The sequence below is a fragment of the Paenibacillus sp. 2TAB19 genome (genome assembly GCF_052115185.1).
Classification (GTDB): Bacteria; Bacillota; Bacilli; order Paenibacillales; family Paenibacillaceae; genus Pristimantibacillus.
In genome coordinates this window covers 35,965-61,785 of the sequence record NZ_JBFRGE010000014.1, presented here as the reverse complement: position 1 = coordinate 61,785, position 25,821 = coordinate 35,965, and the positions used below count along the sequence as shown (strand labels likewise).

General features: G+C 52.4%; 23 protein-coding genes and 1 tRNA gene. 19 read left to right on the top strand and 5 right to left on the bottom strand.

Annotation, left to right across the window (positions count from 1 at the left end):
- Positions 1 to 163 precede the first annotated feature (163 nt).
- On the top strand, positions 164 to 1,201 hold the full coding sequence (locus AB4Z33_RS08800; protein ID WP_442049572.1) for a LacI family DNA-binding transcriptional regulator: 1,038 nt from the start codon (positions 164 to 166) through the stop codon (positions 1,199 to 1,201).
- Between the two features lie 50 nt (positions 1,202 to 1,251).
- Here the strand turns inward: AB4Z33_RS08800 and AB4Z33_RS08795 are convergent, their stop codons facing one another.
- Entirely contained in the window at positions 1,252 to 2,190 is a 939-nt protein-coding gene (locus tag AB4Z33_RS08795) for an AraC family transcriptional regulator (RefSeq protein WP_442049571.1), read from the bottom strand.
- 157 nt (positions 2,191 to 2,347) lie between these two features.
- Here AB4Z33_RS08795 and AB4Z33_RS08790 point away from each other — a divergent pair, with 157 nt between their 5' ends.
- Genes AB4Z33_RS08790 through AB4Z33_RS08780 form a run of 3 tightly spaced genes read left to right on the top strand, consistent with a single transcriptional unit; the run spans position 2,348 to position 4,339 of the window.
- A complete protein-coding gene (locus tag AB4Z33_RS08790) occupies positions 2,348 to 3,196 on the top strand; it encodes a sugar phosphate isomerase/epimerase family protein (protein WP_442049570.1) in 849 nt (282 codons plus the stop codon).
- Entirely contained in the window at positions 3,196 to 4,218 is a 1,023-nt protein-coding gene (locus AB4Z33_RS08785; RefSeq protein WP_442049569.1) for a Gfo/Idh/MocA family protein, read from the top strand. The genes AB4Z33_RS08790 and AB4Z33_RS08785 overlap by 1 nt, the downstream gene beginning before the upstream one ends.
- Positions 4,208 to 4,339 carry a carbohydrate-binding family 9-like protein gene (locus tag AB4Z33_RS08780; protein ID WP_442049568.1) on the top strand — a complete coding sequence of 44 codons (132 nt, stop codon included), beginning with the start codon at positions 4,208 to 4,210 and terminating at the stop codon, positions 4,337 to 4,339. Before AB4Z33_RS08785 ends, AB4Z33_RS08780 begins: the two co-directional genes overlap by 11 nt.
- A 316-nt stretch (positions 4,340 to 4,655) precedes the next feature.
- Here the strand turns inward: AB4Z33_RS08780 and AB4Z33_RS08775 are convergent, their stop codons facing one another.
- Positions 4,656 to 5,651 (bottom strand): ABC transporter substrate-binding protein, encoded by a 996-nt coding sequence (locus AB4Z33_RS08775; RefSeq protein WP_442049567.1) that lies wholly within the window; start codon positions 5,649 to 5,651, stop codon positions 4,656 to 4,658.
- Positions 5,652 to 5,901: 250 nt separating this feature from the next.
- Here AB4Z33_RS08775 and AB4Z33_RS08770 point away from each other — a divergent pair, with 250 nt between their 5' ends.
- Positions 5,902 to 7,551 carry a response regulator transcription factor gene (locus tag AB4Z33_RS08770; protein WP_442049566.1) on the top strand — a complete coding sequence of 550 codons (1,650 nt, stop codon included), beginning with the start codon at positions 5,902 to 5,904 and terminating at the stop codon, positions 7,549 to 7,551.
- A gap of 90 nt (positions 7,552 to 7,641) precedes the next feature.
- Here AB4Z33_RS08770 and AB4Z33_RS08765 read toward each other — a convergent pair whose 3' ends face one another.
- From AB4Z33_RS08765 to AB4Z33_RS08755, 3 genes are all read right to left on the bottom strand, one after another.
- A complete protein-coding gene (locus AB4Z33_RS08765) occupies positions 7,642 to 8,529 on the bottom strand; it encodes a carbohydrate ABC transporter permease (protein ID WP_442049565.1) in 888 nt (295 codons plus the stop codon).
- Positions 8,530 to 8,543: 14 nt separating this feature from the next.
- Entirely contained in the window at positions 8,544 to 9,440 is an 897-nt protein-coding gene (locus AB4Z33_RS08760) for a carbohydrate ABC transporter permease (protein WP_442049564.1), read from the bottom strand.
- Between the two features lie 77 nt (positions 9,441 to 9,517).
- The gene (locus AB4Z33_RS08755) at positions 9,518 to 10,915 is read right to left on the bottom strand and encodes an ABC transporter substrate-binding protein (RefSeq protein ID WP_442049563.1); all 1,398 of its coding nucleotides are present in this window, start codon (positions 10,913 to 10,915) and stop codon (positions 9,518 to 9,520) included.
- Positions 10,916 to 11,138: 223 nt separating this feature from the next.
- Between AB4Z33_RS08755 and AB4Z33_RS08750 the strand changes: the two genes are divergently transcribed.
- From AB4Z33_RS08750 to AB4Z33_RS08685, 14 genes are all read left to right on the top strand, one after another.
- A complete protein-coding gene (locus AB4Z33_RS08750; protein WP_442049562.1) occupies positions 11,139 to 12,977 on the top strand; it encodes a cache domain-containing sensor histidine kinase in 1,839 nt (612 codons plus the stop codon).
- 338 nt (positions 12,978 to 13,315) lie between these two features.
- Positions 13,316 to 14,227, top strand: coding sequence for a dihydrodipicolinate synthase family protein (locus AB4Z33_RS08745; RefSeq protein WP_442049561.1), 912 nt, complete (start codon positions 13,316 to 13,318; stop codon positions 14,225 to 14,227).
- A 48-nt stretch (positions 14,228 to 14,275) separates the two neighbouring features.
- A complete protein-coding gene (locus AB4Z33_RS08740) occupies positions 14,276 to 15,688 on the top strand; it encodes an ABC transporter substrate-binding protein (RefSeq protein WP_442049560.1) in 1,413 nt (470 codons plus the stop codon).
- 127 nt (positions 15,689 to 15,815) lie between these two features.
- Positions 15,816 to 16,670: a carbohydrate ABC transporter permease gene (locus AB4Z33_RS08735; protein WP_442049559.1), complete on the top strand. Its 855-nt coding sequence runs from the start codon at positions 15,816 to 15,818 to the stop codon at positions 16,668 to 16,670.
- A 17-nt stretch (positions 16,671 to 16,687) separates the two neighbouring features.
- Positions 16,688 to 17,533 carry a carbohydrate ABC transporter permease gene (locus AB4Z33_RS08730; protein WP_442049558.1) on the top strand — a complete coding sequence of 282 codons (846 nt, stop codon included), beginning with the start codon at positions 16,688 to 16,690 and terminating at the stop codon, positions 17,531 to 17,533.
- A 24-nt stretch (positions 17,534 to 17,557) separates the two neighbouring features.
- Positions 17,558 to 18,253 (top strand): N-acetylmannosamine-6-phosphate 2-epimerase, encoded by a 696-nt coding sequence (locus tag AB4Z33_RS08725; protein WP_442049609.1) that lies wholly within the window; start codon positions 17,558 to 17,560, stop codon positions 18,251 to 18,253.
- Positions 18,254 to 18,259: 6 nt separating this feature from the next.
- The gene (locus AB4Z33_RS08720) at positions 18,260 to 19,144 is read left to right on the top strand and encodes an ROK family protein (RefSeq protein ID WP_442049557.1); all 885 of its coding nucleotides are present in this window, start codon (positions 18,260 to 18,262) and stop codon (positions 19,142 to 19,144) included.
- Between the two features lie 17 nt (positions 19,145 to 19,161).
- Complete coding sequence (locus tag AB4Z33_RS08715) at positions 19,162 to 20,016, top strand: MurR/RpiR family transcriptional regulator (protein ID WP_442049556.1); 855 nt, start codon at positions 19,162 to 19,164, stop codon at positions 20,014 to 20,016.
- Between the two features lie 203 nt (positions 20,017 to 20,219).
- Positions 20,220 to 20,699, top strand: a complete 480-nt coding sequence (locus AB4Z33_RS08710) for a YhcH/YjgK/YiaL family protein (RefSeq protein ID WP_442049555.1) — start codon at positions 20,220 to 20,222, stop codon at positions 20,697 to 20,699.
- 4 nt (positions 20,700 to 20,703) lie between these two features.
- Positions 20,704 to 21,081, top strand: a complete 378-nt coding sequence (locus AB4Z33_RS08705) for a CidA/LrgA family protein (protein WP_442049554.1) — start codon at positions 20,704 to 20,706, stop codon at positions 21,079 to 21,081.
- Between the two features lie 59 nt (positions 21,082 to 21,140).
- A complete protein-coding gene (locus AB4Z33_RS08700; RefSeq protein WP_442049553.1) occupies positions 21,141 to 21,731 on the top strand; it encodes an LrgB family protein in 591 nt (196 codons plus the stop codon).
- Between the two features lie 349 nt (positions 21,732 to 22,080).
- A tRNA-Asp gene (locus AB4Z33_RS08695) sits at positions 22,081 to 22,157 on the top strand.
- Positions 22,158 to 22,235: 78 nt separating this feature from the next.
- Complete coding sequence (gene gluQRS / locus AB4Z33_RS08690; RefSeq protein WP_442049552.1) at positions 22,236 to 23,192, top strand: tRNA glutamyl-Q(34) synthetase GluQRS; 957 nt, start codon at positions 22,236 to 22,238, stop codon at positions 23,190 to 23,192.
- 230 nt (positions 23,193 to 23,422) lie between these two features.
- Complete coding sequence (locus tag AB4Z33_RS08685) at positions 23,423 to 25,816, top strand: transglutaminase domain-containing protein (protein WP_442049551.1); 2,394 nt, start codon at positions 23,423 to 23,425, stop codon at positions 25,814 to 25,816.
- Positions 25,817 to 25,821: the final 5 nt, after the last annotated feature.

Here is a 25,821-nt window from a genome sequence, read left to right as displayed (position 1 = left end):
CTTCTTTCTCTTTTTTTGGCTTCATGCGAAAAGCTTGTTCAGCCGTTTCACCTTGACTATTGACTGGCTGGGTTATAAAATAGATTTGCCGCAACTTATTTTTTTGTTGCCGCAATTATAGAGGCTTTTATCGAAATCGATGCAGGATAGAGAGGAAAGTAAGATGGCGAAGCTAAAGGACATAGCCGAGCAGGTGGGTGTCTCCATCTCAACGGTATCGAGAGTGATGAAGAACGATTCGACCCGTTCCGTCAGCGAAGAAACGCGGAAGCGGATATGGGAAGTCGCCGAGAAAATCGGTTACAAGGCGAATCGTTCGGAGAAGAGCAATAGAAATGATTCGAAGAACAACATGGTTCATATCGGCTGCGTCGTTGCCATACCTCAGAATAAATACAATAATCCGTATTTCTCGGTCATTTTGGAAGGCGTGGAGAGGGCTCTTACCGAAGCGGGCATAAGGCTGGAATTCATCTACAGCATCGAGAACCAATCGGACATCCAACAGCTGCAATCGTTAGTGAAGGAGCACCGCATCGACGGCATGATTATCGTGGAGCGGATTGACCAGGATGCCTACGAGTGGATTAAGAAGCATGTTAGAGCTGTCGTTGGCGTCGATTTGTCGGACAAGACGCTGCCGGTCGTCTGCTATGATCGCGAGTTGGCCGCGAAGGAAGCCGTGCAGCATCTCATTAAACAAGGCCATAAGCAAATCGGTTATATTGGCGGACCGGAGCTGAACGACGACTTCCGTTTGGAGAAACGTTTCGTCGGCTTCAAGAGCGCGATGAACGAAGCGGGTCTGCCCGTAGATGACAACTGGATGATCGATGTCAAATGGGACGTGTCCCTCAGCTACGAGATGACGAAACTAGCCTTCGAGAAGGATGGTTATTCGCCGACGGCGATATTCGCGGCAAGCGATATGATGGCAATCGCGGCAATGCGTGCGGCAACCGAGAGAGGGCTGCGCGTTCCGGAAGATATTGCGGTCATCGGCATCGACAATATTGAGATATCCGAGTTTACTTCGCCTCCGCTCACGACGATTCATGTGCCTAAGGTCGAGATGGGCATGTACGCCGTTAAGCTGCTGCTCGATTACTTAGACAATCAATATTCACTCCCGATAAGGATGACCATTCCGTACCGAATGATCCATCGCCGTTCTTCGGAATGGAAGCCGTCGGGTCATTAGGCCGCGATTAACAAAATAACCCTGCTCCAAGACTAAGCGTCCGGGCAGGGTTATTTGCGTTTTGGTGCCGATGAGGTGTCCAGCCTTACGCGGGCTTTGGCCGTTCGCGCATAATCCGAGGGCGACATGCCGGTCGACTTCTTGAAGTCGCGGGAGAAATAATGGATGCTGCTGTAGCCTAGTATGGCGGCGATCTCCGTGTAATTGTAATGCTGCTCGCGAATGAGCGACTTAGCCTCTTCAATCTTCAGCTGCTTGAAATATTCGATCGGCCCCGTGCCGGTCCGGGAATGGAAAATCTCCTTCAGCCTGCTCTTGCCGAGATGCATTTCCTTGCACAGCTGCTCCAGCTTCAGAGGCTCCTGCAGGTGCTCGCGCATGAAGGCGATCATTCGCTCGGCCATCTGCTCCTCCGTATTCTCGGTTTGGAACGAGGCCGGCTTGCGAGCTGCGGAGGAGGCGTCGCGGAGATCTCCCTCGTCCTGCTGGCGAATGAGCTGAATCAGCAGCATTTCCAAATAGTTTCGCATGACTTGTTCGCTGGCGAACGGCGCCTCCGGATTGCTGATGAGCTCATGGGTATGCGAGCTGTCATAGGGCGGCTCGAACGAGTGAAAGCCCTCCTGCAGCAGCAGGGACAGCAGGTTGCGTTCCTTCGTGCCCAGCCTAATTAGCTGGTTCTCGAATCTAACCATGTGGGGCGAGGTGCATTCGAAGGACAGAACGAACAGATTAGGCGGCTTATGCTGCTGGCTGACTTGAACGGTATGAAACTCTTCCGGCTTATGGAAAATAATCATGCCCTGCTCCAACTGATGCGTGCGATCGTCTGCTTTTACCTCGACCGAACCTTTGTCCACATAGAGAAACTCCCAGAAGTCATGCTGCTCCCCTTCGAACACGTATCCTTTAGCGAATTCAAAATAGTGAAACGAGATCAGCTTGCGAACCGCGATCATTTCCTTCAATGTATGCCTGGCGAATTCCATCTGCCGTCTCACTCCGATCCGTAGTGATTACTGTTATTTGCATTTTAACATATATCCGATTCGGCTTGTGCAAAACGAACGGCTTATTTGCTAAAGGCGAACGCCGGCGGACTTCTTATAATTAGCATTAAGAAGAGCTAGGGAGGTTGTTCGCGCGATGAAAAAAGGAATAAATATTTGGTCTTTCCCGTCAGGCATGAGCATCGAGGAGAGCATTGTGCTTGCGAAGGATGCGGGCTTCGACGGCATCGAGCTGTCGTTGAACGAGACGGGTGCGCTTAGTCTGGAGAGCACGGAAGCTGAGGTGCGCGCCATTCGCCGCTTCGCCGACGATACGGGCATTGCGCTGTCCAGCTTGGCCAGCGGCCTTTACTGGGATTATCCGCCGACGAGCGAGCGTCCCGAAATTCGGGGCAAAGCGATCGATATCGCGAAGAAGCAGCTGGAATTCGCCGCGGTTCTGGGCGTCGATACGATTCTGATCGTTCCCGGCGCGGTTGGCGTCGATTTCATACCGAATGCGGAAGTCGTGCCGTACGACCGCGCTTATGACAATGCGCTGGAAGGCTTCACGAAGCTTGCGAAGACGGCCGAAGCGGTGAACGTATCGATCGGCATCGAGAACGTATGGAACAAGTTTCTGCTGTCGCCGCTTGAGATGCGCGGCTTTATCGATACCATCGGCTCGCCGTTCGTTGGCTCTTACTTTGACGTAGGCAACGTGGTTTACTCCGGCTATCCGGAGCATTGGATCTCGATTCTGAACAAGCGGATCAAGAAGGTTCACTTCAAGGATTACCGCAGACAAGCGGGCGGACTTCATGGATTCGTCGATTTGCTGGCTGGCGACGTGGATTACCCTGTCGTTGTCGCGGCGCTTGAGTCGATCGGCTATGACGACTACGTGATTGCCGAGATGATTCCTCCATATACGCATCATACGAAACAAATCATCTATAATACGTCGGCCGCGATGGACGCGATCTTGGGAAGGACGGTACGCTAATGCTGAATATCGGATTGATCGGACTTGGATTTATGGGTAAAACGCACTTGGAGAACTATCTTCGTCTGGAGCGGGAAGGCGCGCCGATTCGCGTCGTCGCCTTGTGCGACGTAGATGAAGCGAAGCTGAACGGCGGCGGAGGGGGCGGCAATATCGACACGTCCTCGGAGAACGAGATCGATTACGGCCGCTTCAGCAAGTATACGTCGGTGCAGCAGATGCTGGACGCCGAGCAGCTTGACTTCGTCGACATTACGCTGCCGACGTTCCTGCACCGCGACGTGACGATACAATGTTTGGACAGCGGCGTACATGTGTTGTGCGAGAAGCCGATGGCGATGAATGCCGAGGAATGCGACGCGATGATCGAGGCTGCCGCAAGAAACGGCAAGCAGCTTATGATCGGACAATGTCTGCGATTCTGGCCGGCTTACGTATATTTAAAGGAGCTTGTGGAGAGCGGCAAGTTCGGCAGCGTAACGAGCGGCTACTTCTATCGCGGCGGCGGTACGCCTTCATGGGGACCATGGGTGCTGCAGAAGGAGAAGGGCGGCGGCGCGCTCCTTGATATGCATGTGCATGATACGGATACGATCAACTGGCTGTTCGGCAAGCCGGAGGCGGTATCCTGCTACGGCCGCAATGTCATACCGGGCAGCGGGTATGATATCGTAAACACCACTTATCGCTACGACGACAACAAAATTATTTCCGCGCACGTCGATTGGACGCTGAATGGCGACTTCGGATTCGAGATGGGCTTCAAAGTAAACTTCGAGCGCGGCAACATCCAGTTCGACGGTGCCGGCGTCAAGGTGAATCCGAATGATAGCGCCGGCTTCAGCCCCGAGCTTTCTGCCGACCAAGGCTATTACTATCAACTCAAATATTTCGTAGAGTCGCTTGCGGGCGAGCTGCCAATCGATACGGCGACTCCTGACAGCACGAAGGGCAGCATCGAGATCGTAACGGCGGAGCTGGAATCGGCGGATAACCGCGGCGCTTGGGTCGATGTTCCTTAATTACGAGCCTCATGCTGCGACGGTGACGCCGGCACCGCATTACTTGAGCTGGAAGCGAGTCGACTCCCAGCATCCCGATTACCATCGGAGCGATAGCTTTGGAACGATAATCGTTGGATGATCCTCTGGATTTATACGTGTCACTGGTGACTGGATTTCATCCAGTCTAATTGGGCCAAATCGCATGTTAAGTGACGCTTGAGTGGAAAACATACAGTCAAAATCGGTATTTCTAGCCCCTAGTAACCCTCTCGCGTCCATTTGACTGCACAAAATCCAATCAAACTCTGATATCTTCTTGGTACTATGCCTTTTGATTGTACAAAATCCAATCTAAAGGCTAGTACACCTCTAAGAGAGTCGTCTTTTCCGGATTTACAAACGAAAGGACCTGGGCCTCCACTATAAAGTGAAGGCCCAGGTCCTTTTACTGGTTACTATTTCACGGACAGCAAGCTTGTTGTGATAAAGTCCAGCTGCGCTTCAAGCGACACTGGATCATTGTACGTATCTGCTGCAGGATTCAGTTGGAACACGTTGCCTGCTTTAACGGCAGGTAGGCTGGACCAGAGCGCGTTGTCATAAACAACTTTCGGATCGCTTGTATCGCCGGACCAAGGGCAAGTGAAGATGATGTCGCCCGCATAAGTAGGGAGAACCTCCAGCGAGATGGACGCCCAGCCTGTGCCGCTGTCGATCGCTTCTTTCTGAGCAGTTGCCGGAGCTTTCAGGCCGAATTCGCCGTAAATAATTTCTCCGCCGCGGCCGTAGTTATGTCCGAATACATACAGACCTTTCGAATAAGGGTTTAGGATCGATACGGTCTTGTCGCCAACAGCTTCTTGCACCTGCGGCTTCAGCTCATTGATTTTAGTCTCCCACTTCTCAACCCATGCTTTCGCTTCGGCTTCTTTGTTCGTCAGCTTGCCGAAATCGACCATTTGATCCTTATAGTTCAGCTTGCCGTATTGTACGGCAACGACTGGAGCAATCTCCGCTAGGCTTTCAAGACCTTCCGTACCTACATACGCAATGATGAGGTCAGGATTAAGCGCCAAGATTTTCTCAGGGGTAGGCTCGCTGCCAAGATTCTCGACACCGTCTACCTTTCCGTTCAGATAAGGGTTTTGCAATGCGYCATCAAGCGCTCCGACGAGCGGGGCATCCAGCGCTACGAAGTAGCCTGTATAGAAGGCAGTCAGATCGACGATCCGCTGTGGATTTTTTGGAACTTCTACGTCGCCGTTGCCAGCTGTGAACGTGACCATCTCCGCTTCGCCTGTTGCGCTATCGTCAGCAGGAGCTGCTGTTGGCGCAGTCGTAGGCGCTGGCGAAGCGTTGCCGGAATTGTTGTTGTTCCCGCAAGCTGCGAGTACGAAAGTGACAGCCAAAGTGAGTACRAGTAAAGCGTAAAAGGTTCTGTTTTTAAACAAAGTAATTCCACCCCTATTTAGTTGATATTGATAATCGTTATCACTATAACATGAGTTTTATAAATTGGCAATTACTTTGTTAAAATAATTTCAATCGATGATTTTGCCGGTTATCGTATGTCCTATAATTGACAATAAGGGTCCGATTCTGWCTACTTATTTGTTTTCCTTAATTATTCGGCTGTGAGGGCTTGCCGTTTCCGTTATAATTATTTTTAAAGATTCGTAAATGGATGCTTGGGGGACTGTCATGCTGAAAGTGATGATTGTCGAGGACGAACCTCTTATTCGCGCGGGATTGAAGGCGTATTTTCCTTGGAATGAATTAGGCATCGGCACGATCGTGGAAGCCGAGAACGGCAAGGAAGGGATCGCAACGGCGCTGAAAGAATGGCCGGACCTCATCATTACGGATATACGCATGCCGGAGATGAACGGTCTAGAAATGATTGAACAGCTCAAGCCGCTGCTTCCTAATGCGGTTTTTATCATTTTAACGGGGTACAGTGAGTTTCAATATGCGCAAGACGCGATACGTCTCGGAGTGGTCAAGCAATATTTGCTGAAGCCGCTCGAATACGAGCCAAGCATGAAAGCGCTGACGGAATGCATTCATCTCCTGCAGCAAAGCCGTGAAGAACAGCAGGAGAAGCAAGCATGGCAGGCAGCTTATGAAGAACATACGAAGTGGAAGGAAAGCGAAATCGTCAAGCAAATCCTGGAGGGAGTAGATCCCGATGAGGTTGGAGCGCGCCTTCTAGAGAATGATGTTATGCAGCGGCAACCGCTGTCGCTTTGCGTACCGATTGCCRCAACCTGCTTCTCTCGCAATAATATCGCGCAGGGACGCAAATGGCGGGTCTCGGCCGAGCGTCTTGTCGCTGAAGCGGCTGCAGCGACCGGACGGATGCAGCGGCTGATGGTTTACACGAGCAGGGGCAGACTGTATATGCTTCTCGTCATGGAACAGTTCGAGGACAAAGAGGAAGGGCTTGAGCGGCTAAGGGAGCAAATCGTAATCTCGCTGGAACGAGTGAATGCCGATGCGACTGCAGCTTTGTACATGGCTATGGGACATGCTTCCTCCGACGTATCGAAGCTAGCCGACAATCTCCATGCTGCAGCCAAAGCGCTGCTGGGCAGATTCGCGGAATCCGAGCGATGGCTCATCCGAACGGAGCGATCTATCGAGGCTCCAACACAAGCGGGAGCAGCCGACAAGGTCATTCAATTGAGGCCGGACGATCGGAATGCGCTTCTGGCCTGCTTGGAGCAGGGTGACGGCGCTGCCGTCAAGGCGTTCATGGATCGGCTTTGCGCCCAGTCCGCCGAGGCGTTGCCTTATGTGAGCGGCGATCAATGGCTCGCATTCTTGCAGGAGATTATTAGCGTTACGCTGCGATTCGCGCATAAGCAAGGTTTTCCGATGGAGGGTGTATCCAGCGACAAGCTGCTGGAATTGACTTTCGTCGACGATTTTCGAACGTTGGACGCACTATTCGGCTACTTGGCGGCGTGGGTCATTCATCTGAATGATCTGTACAGCAAGATGAACCATCCCGTACAGCAAGAGAACCTGATCTTCAACCAGATTAGGAGCTTTATCGAGAATAATCTTGATCAAGATATTACGCTCCAAATGGTAGCTGATCATTTCTTCTATAACCCTTCGTACTTGAGCCGCTTATTCAAGTCGAAGCTGAATCAGAACTATCTTAGTTTCGTGACCGAGATACGGATCGCCCATGCGAAGAAGCTGCTGGAGGATCCTAACCGTCTCGTTACCGAGGTATGCACGATGTGCGGCTACAGGAGCTATAAACATTTTGTGAAAATGTTCCGTTTCGTCGCCGGCATGACGCCGACCGATTACCGCAAGCAGCTTGGCATACTTTACTAGTGAATAAGAAGGGGCAGCCCCAAGGTCGATTTGACCCATTGGAGCTGCCCTTATTGTCCGCTATGCCTCCCTTATCCCGGAACCTGCTCCTTATCCCTTCACGGCACCCATCGTAATGCCTTGCGTGAACGCCTTCTGGAACAGAAGGAAAATCGCGATCATCGGAATGGAAGCGAATGCCGCTCCCGCCATTAATACGCCGTACGGCGTCGTATATTCACCTTTGAGTGTAGCAACGCCAAGCGGCAGCGTCATCATAGGCGTGGAACGAATCATAATGAGCTGGCTGAAGTAGTCATTCCAAGCATTGATGAACGTGAAGATCGCGAGTGCGCCTAAAGCCGGCTTCAGCAGCGGAAGAACGATGCTGTAATAGAGCCGCAGCTCGGAGCAGCCGTCCATCTTCGCCGCCTCCAGCAGCTCGCCGGGCAGCGTCTGCGCGAACTGCTTAACCAGGAAGATGCCGAAGGGCCAGCCGATCGCCGGCAGGATAAGCGATTTGTAATGATCGATCCAGCCGAAATCGGCAATCATCGTAAAGAGCGGAACGAGAATGACCTGCTTCGGAAGCGCCATAGCGGCGACGAATAAGGTGAAGATGATCGCCCGTCCGGGAAAACGTTTCTTCGCCAGCACATAACCGGCCATAGAGGCAACGATACATATGCCTACCATTTCCGCCGCCGCGATGAAGAAGCTGTTGAACGTCCAGCGCCACACAGGATTTTTGAACAAGCTTACGAAATTGTCCAAGGTCGGCTCAAGCGGAAACCATTCGGGCGGTATGGCTACCGCCACATTCTGCACCTTGAACGCGCCGGTTACGATCCAGTAAAACGGGAAAATAAAGAATAGCGACAGAACGATCAGGAGGATATGCGATAACAGATAGCCCGGCGTCAGCTTGGCGAGCCACTTCGGTTTTTTGCTTGCGTTGCCGATGCTTGGGCTATAAGGCATGTGTTCGTAAGTTTTCATTTGCGTCTGGCCTCCTAGTACTCGACATCGCTGCCTAGAAATTTGAATTGCAGGATCGAGATGATGCCGATGACGACAGCCAAGATCATCCCCATCGCCGAAGCGATGCCGAACGAACCGAGCATGAACGCCTTCTCGTATACGCCGTACATAACGGTCGATGTGGCATAAAGCGGGCCGCCAGCGGTAAGCAACTGAACGATGGCGAACGTTTGGAACGTATTGATCGTCGTAATGACGATAATGTACAGGTTGGTCGGCATAAGCATCGGCCATACGATTTTGCGGAAAATCTGTCCCGGAGTTGCCCGGTCGATCTGAGCGGCTTCGATATACGAAGTCGGGATGTTGCCAAGCGCGGCAACGTACAGAATGATCGGCTGGCCGACCGATGTCGTGACTAATACGGCGATAATTGCGTACAACGCCGTTCTTAGATCGCCTAACCAGGCAATGGGCTCCGCGCCGAACAGGCTTGTAATGAAATTCAGGATGCCGTAGTTCGGATCGTAGATGGACGCCCATACGACGGTGATGCTGACGACCGAGGAGACGGCCGGCAAGTAGAAGACGCCGCGGAAGATCGAGCGCGTGAATTCGCTTTTGGTATAGATCGTATTGGCCACGAAGATCGAGAATGCGATGACGACAGGAACGGTGATCAATACGATGAGAATCGTGTTTTTCATCGCTTTCAGGAACGTCTTATCTTGGAATAATTCTGTATAATTGCCAAACCCGATGAACTCGAACCGGTTCAGCGTGTAGTCGAACATGCTGATATAGATGCCCTTCAGCATCGGGTAAGCGACGAATAGAAGGAAGAAGGCCATTGCCGGAAGCAGGAACAAATAGCTGACTAGCCATTCGCGCCATACGAGACGTTTGGATTTCAGGACCGCTGCGAACATGTGTGATCTCTCCTTACCTCGTGATAGAAAGGGAGCAGCGCACATGGCGTGCGCTGCTCCCGGGAACGCATCGTTATTTACTTCAATTCGGACTTGGCTTTGGTGATCGCTTCATTCGCTTTGGAAGCGAAGTCGTCAAGCGCTTCTTTGCCTGTCGCTTGTCCTAATAGAACGCTTTGCAGCGCAGGGAACCAGTGCGTGCGAATCTCGGCGTAGCCGTCCGCGATCGTCGGCGGAGCGGTGATGAATTTGCGGGCAACCTCCGCATAGGCGTATTCAGGATCGTCGTACAGACCCGTGATCGAATTGCGGACGGACAAGCCGCCGGTTTGGATCAGGTTCTTCTTGCCGTACACTTCATCGTTCGCGATGAAGTCGATTAACGTTTTCGCAGCTTGAATTTTCGCTTCATTATCGTTGTTGAAGATCGCCATGCCGCCGAGGTAAGGCTCAAGCTTAGGTGCGGAACCATCGAGCGTAGGGAACGGCAGCAGCACTTCTTCGAACTCGGCTTTCTTAAGCGTTGCATTCTGCGCTTTCAATACAGCCGAATAGTTAATCGAGAACGCTACCTTACCTTGCAGGAACAAATCATTGACGTCCGATGCCGCAAGCGCAGCCGAGCCGGAAATGATCAGCTTGTCCTTCTGAGCCTGGGCGATCCAATCGAGCGCAGCACCGGCAGCATCGGTATTGATCGCGACAGCGCTATTGYCATCATTGAGGAAGCTGGATAAACCAAGGTTAGCGATATATGCCCTAGTGCCTTGGTCGCCGGCTTGAGACTTCGCGAAGAAGACGGACGGGATGATGTCAGGCGCTTTCTCCTTAACGGCTTGAAGCGCCGCTTTGTATTCGTCGAAGCTCCAGACGCGGTCAGGTCTGTCCAGCGGGAGCAGATCGAGAGCGCCGATTTTCTCGAATACCGTCTTGTTCACGGCCATCGAGAATGGAGCGGTATTAATCGGGTACATAACCGTTTTGTCGCCGACCATGGATTGTTTCCAGAATGCTTCGGATATATCGCCGCGCACTTCGTCTGTAATCATGTCGTCGAGCGGCGCGAGCAGTCCTTTTTTGCCCCAGTCGATTACACGGCCCGGGGCGTCGTAAATGACATCCGGCGCGGAGTTGGACGCGATCGCGACATTCAGCTTCTCAGGTCCGCCGTCAAACGTAATCATCTCGAGATTTACTTTGATTTCGGGGTGCTTCTCGTTGAAAGCCGCGATGATTTGTTTCTCGTATTTGCCAACCTCACCGTCGAGCGCTTGGAAGTTGGGAAAGTTCCACCACGTAATCTCTACCGGCTCAGCGGCTGGCGGTTCGGCGCTGCTAGGCGCTGCGGTACTGGTTGCATTCGGTTCTGCCGTTGTCTTGGTGTCGGATCCATTGTTGTTGGAACTGCAGGCTGCCAAAAGCATCACGAGCATGATGGTGATCAAAAGTGTTGCCTTCTTTGTTGGTGCTGCCATTCAAATTCCCCCTGCCATTATTTAGAATGAACAAGTGAAGCGGATTCATTCCTTGCCATTAAGCATAGTCGATATGAAAAAGACTCAAAATCCCTCGATTTTGACATTGGACGTCTCGTTTTTTACCATCTATAGCAGTTTCTCTTACTACATGAACGGTTGTAATCTATATTAGCATTGCGGGCGTTTGAACTGTACAATGGGCGTTAAGGAATTCATAAACATGAGGGTTGTGGTCATTATGGGCGGCTTCAAACGATTATCCCGCTTGTTCCAGATGAAGCATGTGAACCATCAAATATTCGTCTTGATGATCTGCATCATTACGCTTCCGCTTACGGTGATGTCGGGCATCCTCTATTTTTTCTCGCTGCAGACGGTTAAGAACGAATATCAGAACAGCGCCAATCTTATTCTTAACAATTTGTCCTTTAACATCGATCAATATTTGCAAAGCATCGAGACGGGCACGCTCACCGCTCAGCTCGACAGCCAGCTCCAAAGCTCGCTAACCCACTGGTCCGAAAACCAAGACCCCGATCCAAGCGATATCAGCATTAAGTACGGCAGCGTAGTAGAGCAGTTCATTAGCCGGATCGAGCTGACGATCAAGAACGTCGATAGTGTGCAGGTTTTTGCGGGCAACCGCGTGTTTTATTCCGCCGACTTCAATCAAACCGACTATAATGCCGAGCATTTCTATGAGCAGGAATGGTATAAGCAAACGCTTGAGTCCAAAGGCAAGGCAGTGCTGTTCGGCACGCATGCCCCGTTCCAGCGCATCGATTCGCAGGAATCTGTCATCTCGATTGCCCGGGTCATCAACAAGACGGGAACGAGGGAGAACCTCGCGGTCATTCTCGTCGACATCCGGCTCGACTCGCTGCGCGAAATATTAAGCTTATCCGAAAATACGAATCGGAAATTTCATATTGTTGACAATAAAGGTCAGATGGTTTATTCCTCGAGCGATGACGGAACGCAGGAGCTTACCGATCTCGGAGCAGCCGTCGTGAACAACGCGCTTCAGAACGATACGGGCAATTTCTATGCAACGATAGACAGAACGCCCTCTTACTTGAACTTCGTGACCTCTTCCTACTCGGGCTGGAAGGTCGTTCAATACATTGACGAGCAGGATATGACCAAGGATGCGACGTTGTTTCGTAAAATATTGCTCGGCGTAGCGTTCAGCTCGCTCGCCACGGCGCTGCTGTTCTTATTCCTGTTGTCCGCACGCGTTACCAAGCCCATTATTTCGTTAAGCAAGCAAGTCAGAGCGGTCGGCCTCGGCAAATTCGATGTCGATCTGAGTACGGATCGGCAGGACGAATTCGGCGTGCTGTACAAGGGCATTCGCAAAATGGTGGAGGATTTGCAGGATCATATCGAGCGCTCCTCCATGACGATGGCCCAGCAGAAGGTAGCGCAATACGGCGCGCTCAAGAGCCAAATCAATCCCCATTTTCTCGCCAACACGCTCGAATCGATTCAGATGAAAGCGATACTCGCCGGTCAGCGCGATATTGGCGAAATGATTGGTCTCCTGGGCAGACTGTTCCGCATCCATATCCAGACCGGCAAAGATATCGTGACGCTGCGCGAGGAATTGGAGCATACTCGCTTGTATGTCAAAGTGCAGCAAATGCGCTTCGGCGACCGATTCACCTATTCGGAGACGATCGAGCCCGGGACGGAGGCGCTGCCGGTGCTTCACTTCACGCTGCAGCCCATCGTGGAGAATGCGATTGTACACGGCTTGGAACGTATGAGCGGACAAGGAAAGCTGGAAATTGCCGCATATGTCGCCGATCAGGCGCTGTGCATCGAGATCAAGGACAATGGGGCGGGCATGGAGGAGCAGCAATTCGCGGCACTGCGCCAGCGTCTGCGTGAAGCCGCGACGGATACACTGGACAGCGAGCACATAGGGGTGCAAAATGTGAATGATCGCATCCGCTATTATTACGGCGATTCATACGGCCTCTCGATCGACAGCAAGCTTGGAGAAGGGACGAAGGTTATCCTTCGTTTGCCTGCATCGAAGGCGATACAGCAATAAGGGAAAGCCTCGCCGGCGTCGGCGAGGCTTTTTTTGTTATGCGCCAATAAACAATTCGTCGGCAATCATTTCCAACCGTATCCCTCGTTTTTGACAAAGTCGGGCTCTGTTTTTACCTCATCGCCGAATCGCGACGCAGCGCGATTTTTTTGTGTTACAACGTTAGCAAGGGACTTACATGGGGGTCCTGTCAGCTTGAAGGAGATAGGTCGGGCGGGCCGCGCAGCGTTTTGGAGGAAATTATTTTCAAGGGCAAAATCTTAAAGAAAATAATTTACACTCCTTGCGCCAAGCGGATGCCGCTTATCTTCACTCTATGAACAATAGGAGGAATTACAGTGAGCCAGCAAAAATTTCACGGCATCATTCCCGCTTTCTACGCCTGCTATGACGATGACGGCAGCGTATCGAAGGATCGGACGGAGCAACTCGCGTCCTACCTGCTTAGCAAGAAAGTGCAGGGCGTCTACGTCGGGGGAAGCTCGGGAGAATGTATTTACCAGGACCTCGAGGAGAGAAAAGCTGTACTGACTTACGTCGCGAATCACCTTAGAGGCAAAATGACGCTTATCGCGCATGTGGGAGCTCCTTCGACCAGAGACAGTATCGCGCTCGCTAAGCATGCCGCAGAGCTTGGGTATGATGCGCTTTCCGCGATTCCGCCGATCTACTTCAAACTGCCTGACAGCGCTGTCATCAACTATTGGAACGACATCATGAACGCGACATCGCTTCCGTTTATCATTTATAACATTCCGCAGACGACGGGTTACACGCTGACACCGGCTGTATTCCAAAAGCTGCTTCAGAACGAGAAGGTCATCGGGGTGAAAAACTCCTCCATGCCGGCGCTTGATATCGAACGGTTCAAAAAAACAGGCGGCGAAGGCATCATCGTATTCAACGGTCCTGACGAGCAATTCGTCGCAGGCCGGATGATGGGAGCGGACGGAGGAATCGGCGGCACGTACGCCGCAATGCCGGAGCTTTTCCTGCAAGCGGACGCACTGCTGAAGGCAGGCAAGTTCGCGGAAGCGACAAGCCTTCAAAGCGCGATCAACGATATCATCATCGCATTATGCTCMTTGAACGGTTCGATGTATGCCGCCATCAAGGAAGTGCTGCGGGCTAGAGGCGTTAATATCGGCGGCGTCAGAGCGCCGATGCTCGGCTTAAGCGGCAATGATGGCGAGCGCGTTCAAGCCATCGTAGCGGATATCGATAAGGCAATTGCAACCCACGTCAACTAAGCAAGGCAACGCAAACAATCAATCAGATTAAGGGAGAGATATATTCGGATGAAGAGTAAACGTTTCCTTACAACATGTTTTGCGGCACTTACGACAATGGCATTGATCGTTGCAGGATGCTCGGGCAATAACGGTAACAATGCCGGATCGAACGGCGGCACGGGAGGCAGCGGCGGCAAAGAGAAGGTCGAAATATCGGTCTGGCTCACCCCGCAATGGAAAGGCGTGCTTGACGCATCCGAGGACGGTGCCGATTACGATAGCTTCATGAAATACGCGGCAGAGAAATTCACGAAGCAATATGACAAATACAACGCGACCGTTAAGGTTGAGGTTATCGCCGGCGATCAGCGCGACCAACTGCTTAACGTTAACCTGAACGGCGGAACCGCGCCGAACGTCTTCTTCGAAAGCTCGTTCGCCATGGGCGACTACGTTCACCGCGGAGCGCTAGTGCCGCTGACGGACATCGTCGACGACGCTGCCAAAAGCGACATTTCGCAAGGCTACTGGGACTCGGTAACGTACGGCGACGATATTTACTTCTACCCGTTCCAGAACAACCCGGGAACGCTCGTGTACAACGCGGACATGTTCAATGCGGCTGGACTGGAATCGTTCCTCGGCGGAGAAAACGAAATCAAGACGTGGACATTGGCCGAATACGAGCAAATTCTTGAGGCGCTGAAAACGAAACTGCCGAAGGATCAATACTCCAACGCTTACCCTATGGCGCTTTTTGCAATGAATAACCAAGGCGACACATGGAATCTTTCATACCTTAGAATGTTCGGAAGCTCGTTCTTCGATCAGGATAGCAACATTATCTTGAATGACGACAAGGGCTACAAAGCGGCTGCATGGCTGAAAAAAATATACGAAGCAGGTTATACGAATCCCGRCGCGGAGTCGGTATCGTCCAACGATGCGAACGCGATGTTCCAAAATCAGCAGCTCGCGATCAGCTTCACGAACCCGATCTTGTTTAACGGCATCAAAACCAATATGGCAAACGGCACATCACCTAAGTTCGATATGAGATTGGCGAACATCCCTTCTGAGGGCGGAGATCCGCTCACGTTCACTTACGTGGTAGGCGCAAGCGTATTCCAATCGGACGACGCGAAGAAAACGGAAGTAGCGAAAGATTTCGTGAAGTTTTTCTCCAGCGACGCTGAGCTAGTGAAGTCGTCCAAAAACGGCATTCCAGTGCGCTCGTCGGTTGTAGAAGAGCTGAGCAGCGAGAACCCGTTCTTTGCCGCTTATGACGCGAACTCGAAATACGTATTCAGCTTCAGCGGCAACGTTCCGGGCTACAGTCAACTGCGCGAAGCGCTTTATCCGGAGCTGCAGGCGCTGCTTATGGGAGCGAAGACGCCGGAGCAAGCGATCAATGATTACGTGGCGAACGGCAATAAAGTGATTCAAACGAACAAAGAAAACTCGGTCATTTACCAGTAATCTACCTATCATCCATCATCGATCATCGATAGACAAATAAACAATACATGATCAGCGGCCCTGCGTTGCAAGCAAGGATGGGCCGCCGATCAGAAAGGTAACCACCATGCGCATTCGGAATAGTTTTGTGAAAGAGAACCTTACCGGTTATTTGTTTATTTTGCCGCAAATGTTGATTTTCCTTGTGTTTCTTGTGTACCCGATATTGGAAGGCATCAGGCTTAGCTTGTACAAGATTAATTACAACAATGAAACGTTCGTTGGATTTGACAACTACGCGACGTTGTTCAGCGATCCCGTCTTCTTCAAAGCGTTAATCAATACGGTCGTGTTCGTCCTCTTCATCGTCTTGCTGACGGTAGGCTTCGCCTTGTTCGTCGCATCCGCCATTTTCGATAAAAACGCTAAGTACGTTTCCTTCATACGGGGAAGTTATTATATACCGGTCATGGTCTCCATGGTTGTCATGAGTATGGTCTGGAGCTTCTTGCTGAACCCGGCCAACGGGCTCATCTCGTATTTGACGCGCGAGGCGGGCATGGGCAATATTAATCTCCTCGGCAATCCGCAGACGGTGCTGCCCGTCATCATCTTCGTTACGTTCGCGGGCAACGTCGGCCAAGCGATCATTCTGTATATCGCCTCGATGATCGGCGTGTCGAAGGATCTTTTCGAAGCCGCCGAGGTAGACGGAGCGAGCCGCTGGCAGGTCATTATGAAAATATTGATTCCGTCGGTTCAGCCGACGACAATCTATATCACGATCGTTAACATCATTGCGGTGCTGAAAATTTTCGTCGTCATCCAGCTCTTAACGGGCGGCGGTCCGAACAACGCTTCGGTCACCCTGATGTATTACCTGTACAACAACGCCTTCAAGTACAACCAGCTTGGCATAGCTTCCGCGGTCGGCGTTATTATGTTCGCCATCACCCTGCTGCTGTCCGTTCCGCAGCTTAGAGCCATGATGAAGCAGAAGTAGAAGCGAGGAGTCGATACATGATGACGCAAACGAAAAAAACGAAGAAAATAGAAATGTTCGACTTGGTATCGAATATAGTCGTCACCGTCTTTGCCATTGTCAGCTTATTCCCTTTATATTGGCTCATTACAAGCTCGCTCAAGAACAGCTCGGACGTCGTGAAGATGCCGCCGGATTGGTGGCCGACTTCCGTTACATTTGCCAATTACACCGATATTTTTCAGAATCAGCCGGCGTTAAGATGGACGTTCAACAGTATTTTCACGGCGGGCGCTACGACGCTGCTCGTCATTGCCGTCGGGTCGATGGCCGCTTACGCCTTTTCGAAAATCAATTTTAAAGGCCGGACGACTATCTTTATTATTTTCATTTCCAGCTTAATGATTCCGAAGGAAATTATGATCGTCCCGCTGTTCCGAATCATTCAGGATTTCGGCATGGTCAACAGCTTTAACGGCATGATCTGGCCGAACGTGGCCGGCGCCTTCGGCGTCTTCCTGCTCAAAGGATTTTTCGACAGCACGCCCGACGCGCTGCGGGAAGCAGCCAAGATCGACGGGGCCGGCGAGTGGCGGGTGTTCATGCAAATTATGCTGCCTATCGTCAAACCGGGCATCGGCGCTCTGTTTATACTGAATTTCGTACAAATTTGGAACGACTACCTGTGGCAGCTCGTCATCGGCCAAGAGAAGAACATGAAGACGCTCATGGTCGGCACGGCGACGCTGATGCAGGATTTGAATCCTAACTTCGCATACAAGATGGCCGGCGCTTCCGTGGCTGCCATTCCGATGCTGCTTATCTTCGTGTTGTTCCAGCGGTACTTTACGTCCGGAGCTACGGCAGGCGCAGTGAAAGAATAGCACTTAAATCGAATATAGATGGAGATGCAACTTATGACTAAGAACCCTCTATTGGAACAAATTCAAGGCAAGCTGGTCGTGTCCTGCCAGGCGCTGCCGGAGGAACCGCTTCACAGTCCTTTCATTATGGGCAAAATGGCGTACGCGGCATTTCTTGGCGGGGCGTCAGGCATCCGGTCGAACAGCGTGGAAGATATTAAGGAAATCAAGACGCGCGTCGGTCTGCCGATCATCGGCATTATCAAGCAGGTGTATGAAGGCTCGCCGGTATTTATTACGCCTACAATGGCCGAGGTTGATGCGCTGTGCGAGGAAGGCGTCGACATTATTGCGATGGACGCGACGGATCGCGTAAGACCGGACGGCTCGACGATCGAGGAGCTGTTCCCGCAAATCCGGGCGAAATATCCGAATCAGCTGTTTATGGCCGACTGCTCCACGTTCGAGGAAGGCGTGAAGGCGGCGGAGCTTGGCTTCGACTGCGTCGGCACGACGCTAAGCGGCTATACGGCAGCGACGCAAGGAAAGTCGCTTCCCGACTTTGAATTAGCCGAGAAGCTGGTTAAAGCGTTGTCCGTTCCGGTTATTGCCGAAGGAGGCATCTCTACGCCGGAGGAATTGCACCGGATGGTTGATATCGGCGTATACTCGGCGGTCGTAGGCTCCGCGATTACGAGGCCGATGGATATTACGAAACGCTTTATGAAAGCGATGGAGTAGAAGACGATGAAGATTTTAGCTGCGGATATTGGCGGAACGAATACGAAGCTATGCCTTTGCGACGAGACGGGGCATATCGAGAGGTTCAACGAATATGCGACCGAGAGCGGCAAAGGCGGTCCGCATGTCGTTCAGCGATTGATGGAGCATATGGCGGCATATGAGGGTTATGACCGTATCGCGATCAGCACGGCAGGGCAAGTGAACGCCGAGGAAGGTTATATCGTTTACGCGAACGCCAACATTCCTCATTATACAGGCATGCAGGTTGCGAAAATCGTCGGCGAACGGTTCGGCGTTCCGGTCAAGGTGGAGAACGATGTCAATGCGGCGGCGCTCGGAGAAGCCTGCTTCGGTGCAGGCAAGTCTTACCCGCATTTTCTTTGCCTTACTTTCGGCACCGGCATCGGCGGCGCGATCGTGATCGGGGGGCGGCTATACAAAGGCGCGGATGGCGTAGCAGCGGAATTCGGGCATATGTTCACGCATCCGCTTTCGGATGCACCTGCCAGCTCTGCGGGTATGATGCCCTATTACGAGCGATTCGCCTCGACGACGGCGCTCGTCAATCTGGCGCAGCAGGTCGATCCCGATTGCGTGGACGGCAGAACGATTTTCAGCAAAGTCAATAATGGCGATGACAGGCTGGCGCAGCTGCTGAGCGGTTGGATCGACGAAGTCAGCATCGGCCTTGCGTCCTTAATCCACGTATTCAATCCCGCTGCGATTGTCGTTGGCGGCGGCGTTATGGAGCAGCTCGAGCTAGTACGGCAGGTGGAGGCCAGAACGAAGGAACTCGTGATGTCGAGCTTTAGAGGCGTCCGCATCCTGCCCGCGCAGCTTGGCAATAAAGCCGGCGTTCTGGGAGCCGCATCTTTGTATGTAAGTTAGTGTTAGGAGGGAGCAAATTGCGCGCGATCAGTATCTTTTCGACGATTCAATCGAGCTATAACCGCTTCACGAATACGGAGAAAAAAGTCGCCGACTACATTCTTGAGCATGCCAAGGAAGTCGTCTACATGTCGATAACCGATCTGGCCGATGCATGCGGCGTAGGCGAATCGAGCATTTTTCGCTTCTGCAAGTCGATCAGCTTCAAGGGCTATCAGGAGTTCAAAATCGACCTTGCGCATAGCACATCGGTCGACAACGAAATCCCGCAGCTCTCGGATCAAGTGCTGATGCACGATTCGCTTGAGGAGGTAGCGTCCAAGGCACTAGCCAGCAATATGAACGCGCTGAATGAAACGTACAAGCGAATCGAGTTCACGGAAATAGGCAATGCGATCGAACTATTGATCGAGGCGAACAGGATTCATTTTTTCGGCGTCGGATCATCCTTAATGACTGCGTTAGAAGCGAACAACAAGTTCATGCGCATTACGAACAAGACGGTATGCGCCTTCGATTCCCATCAGCAGGTTATGTCGGCCTCGCTTATGACGGATAAGGACGTGGCGGTTATTATCTCTTATTCCGGTTCAACGAAGGATTCGATCGAAGTCGCACGCAAGGCGACGGAGCGGGGAGCGGCGGTAATCGTCATTACCCGGTTCGTTAAGTCGCCGCTTACCGCTTATTCGGATATCACGCTGCTCTGCGGGGCCAACGAAGGTCCGCTTCAGGGCGGTTCATTGTCAGCGAAGCTGTCTCAGCTGTATTTACTTGATGTTCTGTACATCGAATACTTCAAACGCACGTATCAGGATTCCATCGTGAGCAGGGAAAATACGTCAGCCGCGGTCGCGGTTAAGCTATTATAAATTTTTGCGATTCATTCTTCTACAAAAGCTATATTGGATATCTGCATTAACTTTCGCAAAAACATCCTATAAATTTACATTTAAACACGAAGTTAGTGCAAAAATCCAGTATAGCCCTATCACTGACCGAAAACGAGCAAAGTTAGTGCAAAAATCCAATATAGCGAGTATTAGGTTAGGTACATTAGCGAGGAGGAAACCCAATGATTATGGGATCATTAGCTTCGAATAAGGAGCATGTCGCGGGAGGTTATGCCGTTATTGCGGAGGCGCTGGAGCTGCTTAAGCAAACGGTGGAAAGCGGCGAGCCGCTTGAAGGCCGTGTCTCGTTCAAGGAAGACCTATTCTACGTCAACTTCATGGCATTCGAGTCGAAAACTCGTGAGGAGCAGGTTGCCGAGAAGCATGAGCAATTCATCGATATTCATTATTTAATAGAAGGATCGGAGCAGATCGGCTGGTCGCCGCTGCGCGAAGGGGTGCTGCCCACGCAGGCGTATGACGAGAAGTCCGATTATGCGTTATATGCTCCTCAACCGGATGAGGTCGTCCTCGCCATGCAGCCGGGCATGTTCGCCGTGTTTTTCCCAGACGATATCCATCGTCCAGGAATGGGCGACGGCTCGCCGATAAAGAAAGCCGTAGTGAAGATTCATAAGGATCTGCTCCTTGAGCTTGCGTAGCTGCATGAAGCTCATGATCGGCGCGGTCATCTTTACTTTGTTTTATTCGGTGGGGATGTGGATCAAACAATGGCTCAACATACCGCTGCCAGCTAACATAATTGGTCTTCTATTATTAGTAGCCGCTTTGTTCGCGAAGGTCATCAAGCTGTCCTGGATCGAGGATTGCGGCCGGATTGCGCTGAAGCATATGGGTTTGTTTTTTATCCCGTCGATTGTTGGCACGCTTGCGTTCGCGAAGCTTATGGCTCCGCAATGGCTGCCTATCTTGACGAGCATCGTTGCGGGGACTTGGCTTGTGATGCTCGTTACCGGCGTTGTAACCAAATATAGCGTGAGAAAGGAGCGATCCGCTGATGAATCCCGCACATTGGCTCAATAATCCGATGTTCGGCATAGTCGGCACGCTCCTTGTTTACTTGCCGAAGAAGATGGCGCTGGATGCACCCGCTCGTTGTCTCCTCGGTGGTGTTAATTGCCCTGCTCACAATGGGCCGAATTCCGCTTGCTTTCTACCAGTCTGGCGGCGACTGGTTAAGTTATTGTCTTGGACCGGCTACGGTAGCTTTGGCCGTTCCGCTCTATAAGAATGCCCGCCGAATCAAGGAGGCGCTGCTCCCCGTGCTCGCCGGTATCACGGCAGGCTCGCTCCTATCGGTGGCTTTCACCGCGCTCCTTCTGTCGCTGACGGGGAGCCCCGAGGAATTGATCCGGTCGATGCTGTCGAAGTCGGTATCGGCACCGATCGCGATGGAAATCGCAAGAAAGGCAGGCGGCATTCCTGAGCTTAGCGCGTCCTTCTCCGTGCTGACCGGCCTCGTCGGAAGCGTGACAGGTCCGGCCGTGCTGCGGTTATGCGGCATTCGCGGCGATATACCGCTCGGCACAGCGGTGGGCGCTAGCGCGCACGGCATTGGCACCGCGCGAATGATCGCGGAATCCGAGTCGTTGGGCGGCGTCAGCGGATTTTCCATGGCAGCGGCCGGGATCATTACCTCCGTGCTCATGATTCCGATATACTGGATTGTTTAATGACAGCCTCTCTTCTGTATGGGGGATTATGGCGGTAAAATTGGAGGATCTAAGGAACTCAGAAACGCTTATTATTGAATTCGAGAGGGTATTCGGTTTGTAACGAATCTAGGAGTGGCTATTTTACCGAGATGGCACTCGTATGCAAGGAACAGAGGCGAATAAGAGTTTCTAGATTCGTTAAGGATGACGATCAGAGGAAAACGAGCAAATAAGATGTTTACGGTTCGCTATTGTAATCGAAAAGCTCAAACGGGCTAACTGTTGATAGGGGTTAATAATTAGCCGCGAAAAAAAAGGTTGCATTACCGACCGCCACCATGATAAGATACTACTTGTCTTGTTACGCGGAGCTGTGGTGTAGAGGCCTAACATGCCTGCCTGTCACGCAGGAGACCGCGGGTTCGAATCCCGTCAGCTCCGCCATTTATATTACACATGTTTGAGCAGGAGCTTGCCTCCTGCTCATTTTTGCATACATAGGCAAGGAGGCTTAAGGCCGCCATGAGAGGACGATTCGCCCCGACCCCATCGGGGCTGATGCATATCGGAAATGCAAGAACCGCTTTGCTCTCCTGGCTGCAAGTTCGGAGCGCAGGCGGCACATTCGTTATGCGAATGGAGGACGTCGATACGTCCCGTTCGCGGGCAGAACTGGCCGAGCTTGCGCTGAAGGACCTGCGCTGGCTCGGCCTGGACTGGGACGAGGGGCCCGATGTCGGCGGGCCGCACCGTCCTTATACGCAGAGCGAGCGCCTCGCCATGTACGAGGCGGCGCTCGCCAAGCTGGAGGAAGCAGGGAGGTTATATCCCTGCTTCTGCAGCCGTGCCGAGCTGGCCGCGGTTGCCAGCGCGCCGCACGGTCTTGGCAGCGAGGGGCCGGCCTATCCCGGCACATGCCGCTGCCTTTCACCGGCGCAGCGGGCCGAGCGCGGGCTGCTCAAGCAGCCTTCGCTGCGCTTCGCCGTTGACGAGCAACCGGTCGGCTTCGAAGACGGCGTCGCCGGGCCGCAGCACTTCCCGCCTGGAGCGGGCGGCGACTTCATCGTGAAGCGGGCCGACGGCCTGTTCAGCTATCAGCTCGCGGTCGTCGTCGACGATGCCGAGATGGGCATCACCGACGTGCTCCGCGGCGCGGATCTGCTCGATTCGACGCCGCGGCAGCTTCAGCTCTACGAGGCGCTCGGTCTGCAGCCTCCGCGCTTCGCCCACGTGCCGCTGCTGTTCGGCACGGACGGCAAGCGGCTCGCCAAGCGCCACGGAAGCATCTCGCTCGCCGCGCTGCGCGAGTCCGGCACGGCGCCGGAGAAAGTCGTCGGCTGGCTGGCTTCGGTCAGCGGCCTCATCGACAATCCCGAACCCGTTCGTGCCAGCGAGCTGATCCCGTATTTCCAGCTCTCGCATGTCCCGCGGACAGGAATAACGGTAACGGATGACAGGTTAGCAAGTCTGCTGGGCTAATGAAATAAAGCCATAGGGAATAAAGAAGAATGGAATTTCTTCTTTGTTCCCTATGGCTTTTTTACTGGAAAAAAAGGCTCCTCTTGCGCCAATGGTCACTAGAAATCTAGCGAATTATCGCGTTTTTTGTCTTTTCCCGTTCAAATACTAGGTAAATTATGCTAGAGTTTATATAGGAATCATTTGGAATGTAAGGAAATGAAAAAATGCAAAGCAGAGGTGTATTTGGGATGAAGAAGCTTTCCTTGTTAGTTCTGGCTTGCCTGCTTGTGCTGACCGGCTGTTTCGGAGGCAACGGCGCAGAGGATGCCAACAACGAAGGAGATACGGCGAAGGTTGAACAGCAGAAGGACGATACGCCGTTCCAGGGCGGTACGGTAAAGGAATTGAAGCAGAAGTTCGGTTCCTCGCAGGATAAAGCAATTATGCCTTTGTACAATGTAAAGCAGGACGAGATATTTACGTTTCGGTTCCAGACGAATCTGTCTTCGCTTACGCCAACCGGCTATGTGGACGAGGACCAAAAGATCATATCGGTCCATACCGATATTAAGGCGCTCGATGCAAGCAAGATCAGCGCATTGGTAGCGCTGGAAGAAACGGAGGACGGCAAGACGGTCGCCCGAGTAGAGCCAATTAACGGCGTTCTGGCATTGGATTCGAATCCGAAAGGTCTGGATTGGGGCAGCGCGCCGATCTACTATATCAAGATCAACTTTGATATGGATGCGACCGAGCCAACCGAGCTGGAGACGCCGATCATTATTCCGTTCACGATCAAGACTGAGGTCGCAACGCCCACGCTGCATCATGAGATTTTGTCGGACGGACGTCTAAAGCTCGTATGGAATGCCGTGGAAGGCGCCGACAGCTACAACATCTATCAGATCGAGAAGCCGGATGATCTCGAGAATTTCACCAATACGCCGATCAGCGCTGCCGAAACGGGATATGATTCCTTGTATCCGTTCATACAGGCGACGGTGAAGGATACGTCCTTTATGGATTGGACGAACGATGGCGACAACGGGCTCGGATATTTTGGCGACAAACAAATCATATACGAGCAGAACGTGCTCGTTAGCGGCGACTACTTCATCACGGCGGTGAAGGACGGCAAGGAATCGCTGGCAAGCAACTACGTATCCAGCGCGAAGCTCGGCGGACAGCTTCCGAGCCAGCTTGTTGACGATTCCTTCAAGCTCGTGGACAACGTCGACCAACTGCCGAAAAAGACGAAAGTGAAGATGATCGACGGATCGGAGAAGGATTACAACGTTATTTACCATACCGACGGCATCGTGCCGGACATGTTCGACGATGCCGTCATTCCGTACAACATTCAAGGAACGGCCCTTAAAGGTGACGCCACGATTTCTAATATTACGAAGGATGAGCTTGCTGCGCTTGGCGGCGCCGATCAGGAGAACACGACCTCTGCCCGGATGGATCCAGAGAACGAGACGGACTACGTACCGGCGCCGGACGTGCCGACGATAATCGATACGGGCTCGCAGGCGCCATCGGAAACATCCGACTCGCTTGTCGAGGACCAGAAGAGCAATACGGAGAAGATCGTCGAAGAAGCGAATAACGACGAGCTGCCCKCCGTACCGGAAGACGTTCCGATCAACGCGGATACGGCATTCGAGACGTATCTTGCCATCAACTTGCTGGCAGGCAACGAAGCGATCTCGCTAAGAGCGTTCCCGGAGGCGCAGAATTTCGAGACGATTACGGACACGCTTCTCGAGGTGATGTACCAGAACCCGCTCATTATCGGCATCGATGCTTGGGGGTATGACTACAAGAAATTAACGCTTGGCGTTCGATACAATGACAACCCGGAGGAAATCAAGAAACAGCAGGAAGAGATCGTAAACGAAGCTTCGAAGATCGTAGCCGACATCATTAAGGAGGGCATGTCCGACGAGGAGAAACGCGAAGCGATCTACCGTTACTTGGCGGACAACACCAAATACGACGACGCGGCGCTGAAAGCAGCCGAGGCGAACGACTTTCAGGGCGACCTGGACGAGCAATTCGACGATTCGTTCACGACCTATGGCATTATGGTCAAAAAGGTTGGCGTATGTATGAGCTATGCTTATTCGTACAAGCTTCTGAGCGACCTCGCAGGCTTGGAGTCGATTGTCGTAACCGGAGATGCGAACGGCGTTCYCCATGCATGGAACAAGGTGAAGATCGGCGACGAGTGGCTGCATGTCGACGTTACGAATAACGATAGCGACAGCAGCCTAGGCTTCCGCTTGCTGTACAACTCCAACGACGATTCGGCCGTTGCCGTTAACTCGATTGTTTCCGACGAATACTGGGTGAACACGGAAATCGAGCAGTTCTACGGCAAAGACAATTCCAACGATTATTACGTAGTGAACAAGCTGGAAGCAAGCACGCTGGATGATTACAAAAAGATTCTAGTTGGCAAGCTGGCGGCAGGCGATTCGATCGTTGTCATTCGTTATACGGGCGACTACGATGAAGACGCCTTCTACTCGGCGATCGGATCGGCGCTGCAAGAGAGCGCGCCGGACAAGCTGGAAACGGCCCAATTCGCCGCAATGGGCAACTATATGGTCGTATTCGCTGACAGCGCAGAGTAACAATA